The sequence below is a fragment of the Streptomyces misionensis genome, from assembly GCF_007896895.1.
GTDB lineage: Bacteria > Actinomycetota > Actinomycetes > Streptomycetales > Streptomycetaceae > Streptomyces > Streptomyces misionensis_A.
In genome coordinates this window covers 76,683-82,509 of the sequence record NZ_VOGW01000131.1, presented here as the reverse complement: position 1 = coordinate 82,509, position 5,827 = coordinate 76,683, and the positions used below count along the sequence as shown (strand labels likewise).

The following is a 5,827-nucleotide window of genomic DNA, read 5'->3' as shown; positions in this document are numbered from 1 at the left end:
ATGCTGCTCAACCCCCGCCGCCGGGGCGTTCCCGGCCCTGTCGCCCGGCGCCGGAAGGCCGCCCTGTTCGCCTCCGCCGCCACCCTCTGCTCCGTCTGCCTGGTCGCCGCCGCCGCGCCGCCCGTGCCGCTGGGCATCGGCGACCGGCTCTACCCGACCCTGGGCAACCCCGGCTACGACGTCACGTCGTACGACCTGGACCTCACCTACCCCGGCACCAACGACAAGCCGCTCCAGGCCGTCACCACCATCGACGCCTGGGTCACCGCCGACCTGGACCGCGTCAACCTGGACTTTACGCACGGCACCGTCCGGTCCGTGCGGGTCGACGGGATTCCCGCCCGGTTCACCGGCGCGGGCGAGGACCTGGTCGTCACCCCGGTCGAGCGCCTGCACCGGGGCGACTGGGTCCGGATCACCGTGCGGCACACCAGCGACCCCGTGCCCGCCGAGAAGGGCGACGGCGGCTGGGTGCCCACCACCGACGGTCTCGTCATGGCGAACCAGGCCGACGCCGCCCACATGGTCTTCCCGTGCAACGACCACCCGTCCGACAAGGCCATGTTCACCTTCCGGGTCACCGCGCCGAACACCTACACCGTGGTGGCCAACGGCCTGCCCGGCACCCCCCGGCGCGCGGGAGGGAACACCACCTGGACCTACCGCACCCAGCACCCCATGGCCACCGAGCTGGCCCAGGTGTCCATCGGCCGCTCCGCCGTACCGCGCCGCGAGGGCCCCCACGGGCTGCCGCTGCGCGACGTGGTGCCCAGCGCCGACCGCGAGGCCCTCGAACCCTGGCTCGCCAAGACGCCCGACCAGATCGCCTGGATGGAGAGCAAGGTCGGCCGGTACCCGTTCGAGAACTACGGCGTGATCATGGCGAACGCCACCACCGGGTTCGAACTGGAGACACAGACCCTCTCCCTCTTCGAGAAGAAGCTGTTCACCGAGCCCGCCTACCCCGCCTGGTACGTCGAGTCGGTCATGGTGCACGAACTGTCCCACCAGTGGTTCGGCGACAGCGTCAGCCCCCGCACCTGGTCCGACGTCTGGCTGAACGAGGGACACGCGACCTGGTACGAGGCGCTGTACGCCGAGGAGAAGGCGCACCGCCCGATGGCCGACCGGATGAAGGCCGCCTACGCCGCCTCCGACGGCTGGCGCGCCTCCGGCGGCCCGCCCGCCCGGCCCAAGGCGCCGGTGCCCGGCCAGAAGATCAGCATCTTCCGGCCGAGCGTCTACGACGGCGCCGCCCTGGCCCTCTACGCCCTGCGGCAGGAGATCGGCCGTCCCGCCTTCGAGCGCCTGGAACGGCTCTGGGTTCGCGACCACCGCGACTCCAACGCCTCCACCAGCGACTTCATCGACCTGGCCTCCGCCGTCGCCGGCCGCGACCTCAGCGGCTTCCTGCACGCCTGGCTGTACGACGAGAAGACCCCGCCGATGCCCGGCCACCCGGACTGGAAGCAGGACCCGACCACGAAGGCGGCGACGCGGCCGGCCCACAAGTGACCGCGGGGGCCGCACCGCACCCCGCGATAACACGGTGACGGGACGCGCCGCCTCGTGCGACCATCTTCAGGTCGGCGCGGCACGGGACACGGGAATCTCCCGGGGTACTCGTGCGTTGTTCCTCACGAGCGGTACTCCGTGACCGTCGTGCCGCCGCCGAAACGACACTCCCATCGACGTAAGGATCCAATGACCTCCTCTTCTTCCCCTTCCCAGGACGCCAAGCGCCTCGCGCACGCCTACCCCGAAGGTCTTCGGGCCGATGCCCTGATGGAAGAGGACGTCGCCTGGAGCCACGAGATCGACGGCGAGCGGGACGGAGACCAGTTCGACCGGTCCGAGCGCGCGGCCCTGCGCCGCGTGGTGGGCCTGTCCACCGAGCTGGAGGACGTCACCGAGGTCGAGTACCGCCAGCTCCGCCTGGAGCGGGTCGTGCTCGTCGGCGTGTGGACCACCGGCACCGCGCAGGACGCGGACAACTCCCTCGCGGAGCTGGCCGCCCTCGCGGAGACCGCGGGCGCGCTCGTGCTCGACGGCGTCATCCAGCGCCGCGACAAGCCGGACGCGGCCACCTACATCGGCTCGGGCAAGGCCGCCGAGCTGCGGGACATCGTCCTCGAGACCGGCGCCGACACCGTGATCTGCGACGGCGAGCTGAGCCCCGGCCAGCTGATCCAGCTGGAGGACGTCGTCAAGGTCAAGGTCATCGACCGTACGGCCCTGATCCTCGACATCTTCGCCCAGCACGCCAAGTCCCGTGAGGGCAAGGCGCAGGTCGCGCTCGCGCAGATGCAGTACATGCTGCCCAGGCTGCGCGGCTGGGGCCAGTCGCTGTCCCGGCAGATGGGTGGCGGTCGCGGTGGCCTGGCCACCCGTGGTCCCGGTGAGACCAAGATCGAGACGGACCGGCGGCGCATCCGCGAGAAGATGGCGAAGATGCGCCGGGAGATCGCGGACATGAAGACCGGCCGCGAGATCAAGCGCCAGGAGCGCCGCCGCAACAAGGTGCCCTCCGTCGCCATCGCGGGCTACACCAACGCCGGCAAGTCCTCCCTGCTCAACCGGCTCACCGGCGCCGGCGTCCTGGTCGAGAACGCGCTGTTCGCGACCCTGGACCCGACCGTGCGCCGCGCGGAGACCCCGAGCGGGCGGCTGTACACCCTGGCGGACACCGTCGGCTTCGTCCGGCACCTGCCCCACCACCTGGTCGAGGCGTTCCGTTCCACCATGGAGGAGGTCGGCGACTCCGACCTGATCCTGCACGTGGTGGACGGCTCGCACCCGGTCCCGGAGGAGCAGCTGGCCGCCGTGCGCGAGGTCATCCGGGACGTCGGCGCCACCGACGTGCCCGAGATCGTCGTGATCAACAAGGCGGACGCCGCCGACCCGCTGGTCCTCCAGCGGCTGCTCAGGGTCGAGAAGCGCGCCATCGCGGTCTCGGCCCGCACCGGCCAGGGCATCGCCGAGCTGCTCGCCCTGATCGACGACGAGCTGCCCCGCCCCTCGGTCGAGATCGAGGCGCTGGTGCCGTACACCCACGGCAAGCTCGTCGCCCGCGCCCACACCGAGGGCGAGGTGATCTCCGAGGAGCACACCGCGGAGGGCACCCTGCTCAAGGTCCGGGTGCACGAGGAACTGGCCGCGGACCTGGCGCCGTACACGCCGGTCTCCGCGGGCTGACCCACCGCGGCACGAAGGCCCGCCACCCCCTCGGGGCGGCGGGCCTTCGTCGTCGTGCGGCCGTGGCCGGCGCGGCCTCGGCCGCCGACAGGGCTACTGCCCGGCGAACTTCTCGCTCACCGACCGGTACACGCCCTTGGCGACGTCGCCCAGCCGGGGGCCCGCCAGCCAGCCCGAGCTGACCGGGCCGATGGAGGTGTTGGACACCAGCTTCGGCTTGCCGTCCGCGCCGGTCTCCACCCAGCCGCCGCCGGAGGCACCACCGGTCATCGAGCAGCCGATCCGGTACATCGTCGGGGCGGCCTGGTCGATCGACAGCCGGCCCGGCTTGTCCGCGCACTGGTACAGCAGCTGACCGTCGTACGGCGCCGCCGCCGGGTACCCCGACGCCGTCATGCTCCGCACCTTCGGCACGGCCGGCGCGTCGAAGTCCACCGGCAGCGCCCCGCCGACCGTCTCCTGAAGCGACTTGCCGCCGCTGCCCTGCTCCGGCGTCACATGGATGACCGCGAAGTCGTACGGGGCACCGTTGCCGCCCGTCTCGCCGCCCTGGTCGATCCACTGCTGGGAGGTCTGCGCGGCGTCCGCCCACCAGACGCCGTACGGGGCGATCTCGGACCGGGCGGCGTTCTGCAACTGGTCGACGGACTCGGCCGCGTTGTTGTACGACGGCACGAAGGCGAGGTTGCGGTACCAGCCGCCGCTCCTGCCCGCGTGCACGCAGTGGCCCGCCGTCCAGACGAGGTTGGACTTGCCCGGGTGCGCCGGGTCCTCCACGACCGTGCCCGAGCACACCATGTGGCCCTCGGGGGAGTCGAAGAACACCTTGCCCGACGTGGCCGCGTTCACGTGGTACGGCGCCGCGACCTGCCGCGCCTTCACCGGCGCCGGCGTCGGGTCGGTCACGCCCTGGTCACCGGAGATGTCGTTGTCGTCGACGCCCTTGTCCGGGTCGCCCGCGTGCCGCATCCGGTTCGGGTCCCACAGCCCCTTGATGATCGGGTTGATGAAATCGTTGGCCTCGCGCAGCCAGTCCTTCCTGTTCCAGTCCTTCCAGGCGCCGTTCTTCCACTTGTCGACGTCGATCCCGTGCTCCTTCAGCTTCTGCCTCAGGTCGTCCGGAATCTTGATCTTGCCGTCGCCGGTGCCCGCCGCGGCGGCGGAGGCGGACGGGTTGCCGTCGGCCTGGTCGTCGCCACCGCAGGCGGTGGCGGTCAGCGCCAGCGCCGAGGCGAGGGCGACCGCCGCCAGCGAGGACGAGGCGCGGCGGCCCCTCCTCGGCCGGGCGGTGGACGACGGCCGTATGGATCGCATGCTCTTGACTCCCCGTGTGGTGATGGAACCCGGCGCTCGGCCGTGACACCTGCCGCCCGCGCATGGCGGGTTCGGGCCGGCCCCACGATCTTCTCGGAACGGCATCACACCCTATGCGTTCGCCGTGGGGGACTCCCGCCGGAACGGCAACGGTTTCGCTACGAGCGCGCGCTCGTGACGCGCATCGATCCGGGGGCAAGCCGTAACCCGCCGCGCGATGAACGGTTGTAGGCGATGGGCGCACAGCGGGAGGACAGCGAGTCGTGGCCGTTACGGAGTCGAGGGCGGAAGACGCGCACGAGGGCATCCTGCGGCGCCAGTCGGCGCGCGAGTCCTCGGCGCGCACCTATGCGCGGGCCCTGCCCATCGTGCCGGTGCGGGCGCGGGGACTCACCATCGAGGGCGCCGACGGCCGCCGTTACCTGGACTGCCTCTCCGGCGCCGGCGCCCTCGCCCTCGGCCACAACCATCCGGTGGTCCTGGAGGCCGTCCGCCAAGTCCTCGACTCGGAGGCGCCGTTGACCGTCCTGGACCTCGCGACGCCGGTCAAGGACGCCTTCGTCACCGAGCTGTTCCGCACCCTGCCGCCGGGCCTCGCCGACCGGGCCCGCGTGCAGTTCTGCGGACCGGCCGGCACGGACGCCGTGGAGGCCGCGCTCAAACTGGTCCGGGCCGCGACCGGGCGCAGCGGTCTCCTCGCCTTCACCGGCGCGTACCACGGCATGACCGCCGGCGCCCTCGCCGTCTCCGGCGGTGCGCGCGAGGTCCGGGCCGTCCGGCTGCCCTACCCGCAGGACTACCGCTGCCCGTTCGGCGTCGGCGGCCCGTACGGCGCCGAACTCGCCGCCCGCTGGGCCGAGTCGCTCCTGGACGACCCCAAGTCCGGCGTGCCGCTGCCCGCCGGGATGATCCTCGAACCGGTGCAGGGCGAGGGCGGGGTGCTCCCGGCCCCGGACGACTGGCTGCGCCGGATGCGCCGGATCACCGCCGACCGCGGCGTCCCGCTGATCGCCGACGAGGTGCAGACCGGCGTGGGCCGCACCGGCGCGTTCTGGGCCGTCGACCACAGCGGGATCACCCCCGACGTCATGGTCCTGTCCAAGGCCGTCGGCGGCAGCCTCCCGCTGGCCGTGCTCGTCTACCGCGACGACCTCGACGTCTGGGAACCCGGCGCCCACGCGGGCACGTTCCGCGGCAACCAGCTGGCCATGGCCGCGGGGACCGCGACGCTGGCGTACGTCCGTGAGAACGGGCTCGCCGAACGGGCCGGGCGGTTGGGCGCGTGGATGCTGGAGCGACTCCGGTCGGAGATCGGGGG

4 protein-coding genes are annotated in these 5,827 nt (G+C 72.5%); 3 read left to right on the top strand and 1 reads right to left on the bottom strand.

The features are described 5' to 3' along the window. Both FRZ03_RS23155 and hflX read left to right on the top strand, forming a co-directional pair. On the top strand, positions 1 to 1,515 hold the full coding sequence (locus FRZ03_RS23155) for a M1 family metallopeptidase (protein ID WP_146467068.1): 1,515 nt from the start codon (positions 1 to 3) through the stop codon (positions 1,513 to 1,515). A 189-nt stretch (positions 1,516 to 1,704) separates the two neighbouring features. After that, positions 1,705 to 3,195: a GTPase HflX gene (gene hflX, locus FRZ03_RS23150; protein ID WP_146467067.1), complete on the top strand. Its 1,491-nt coding sequence runs from the start codon at positions 1,705 to 1,707 to the stop codon at positions 3,193 to 3,195. 93 nt (positions 3,196 to 3,288) lie between these two features. Here hflX and FRZ03_RS23145 read toward each other — a convergent pair whose 3' ends face one another. Beyond that, positions 3,289 to 4,509, bottom strand: a complete 1,221-nt coding sequence (locus FRZ03_RS23145) for a trypsin-like serine peptidase (protein ID WP_146467066.1) — start codon at positions 4,507 to 4,509, stop codon at positions 3,289 to 3,291. A gap of 263 nt (positions 4,510 to 4,772) precedes the next feature. On the opposite strand from FRZ03_RS23145, the gene FRZ03_RS23140 reads away from it, so the two are divergent. After that, positions 4,773 to 5,827 (top strand): aminotransferase class III-fold pyridoxal phosphate-dependent enzyme (locus FRZ03_RS23140; protein WP_186785569.1); only part of this gene is annotated, 1,055 nt, incomplete at its 3' end.

Excerpts from the sequence above, each read along its gene's own strand:
- FRZ03_RS23145 (WP_146467066.1), bottom strand. The coding sequence starts at position 4,509 with ATGCGATCCATACGGCCGTCGTCCACCGCCCGGCCGAGGAGGGGCCGC.
- FRZ03_RS23155 (WP_146467068.1), top strand. The coding sequence starts at position 1 with ATGCTGCTCAACCCCCGCCGCCGGGGCGTTCCCGGCCCTGTCGCCCGG.
- hflX (WP_146467067.1), top strand. The coding sequence starts at position 1,705 with ATGACCTCCTCTTCTTCCCCTTCCCAGGACGCCAAGCGCCTCGCGCAC.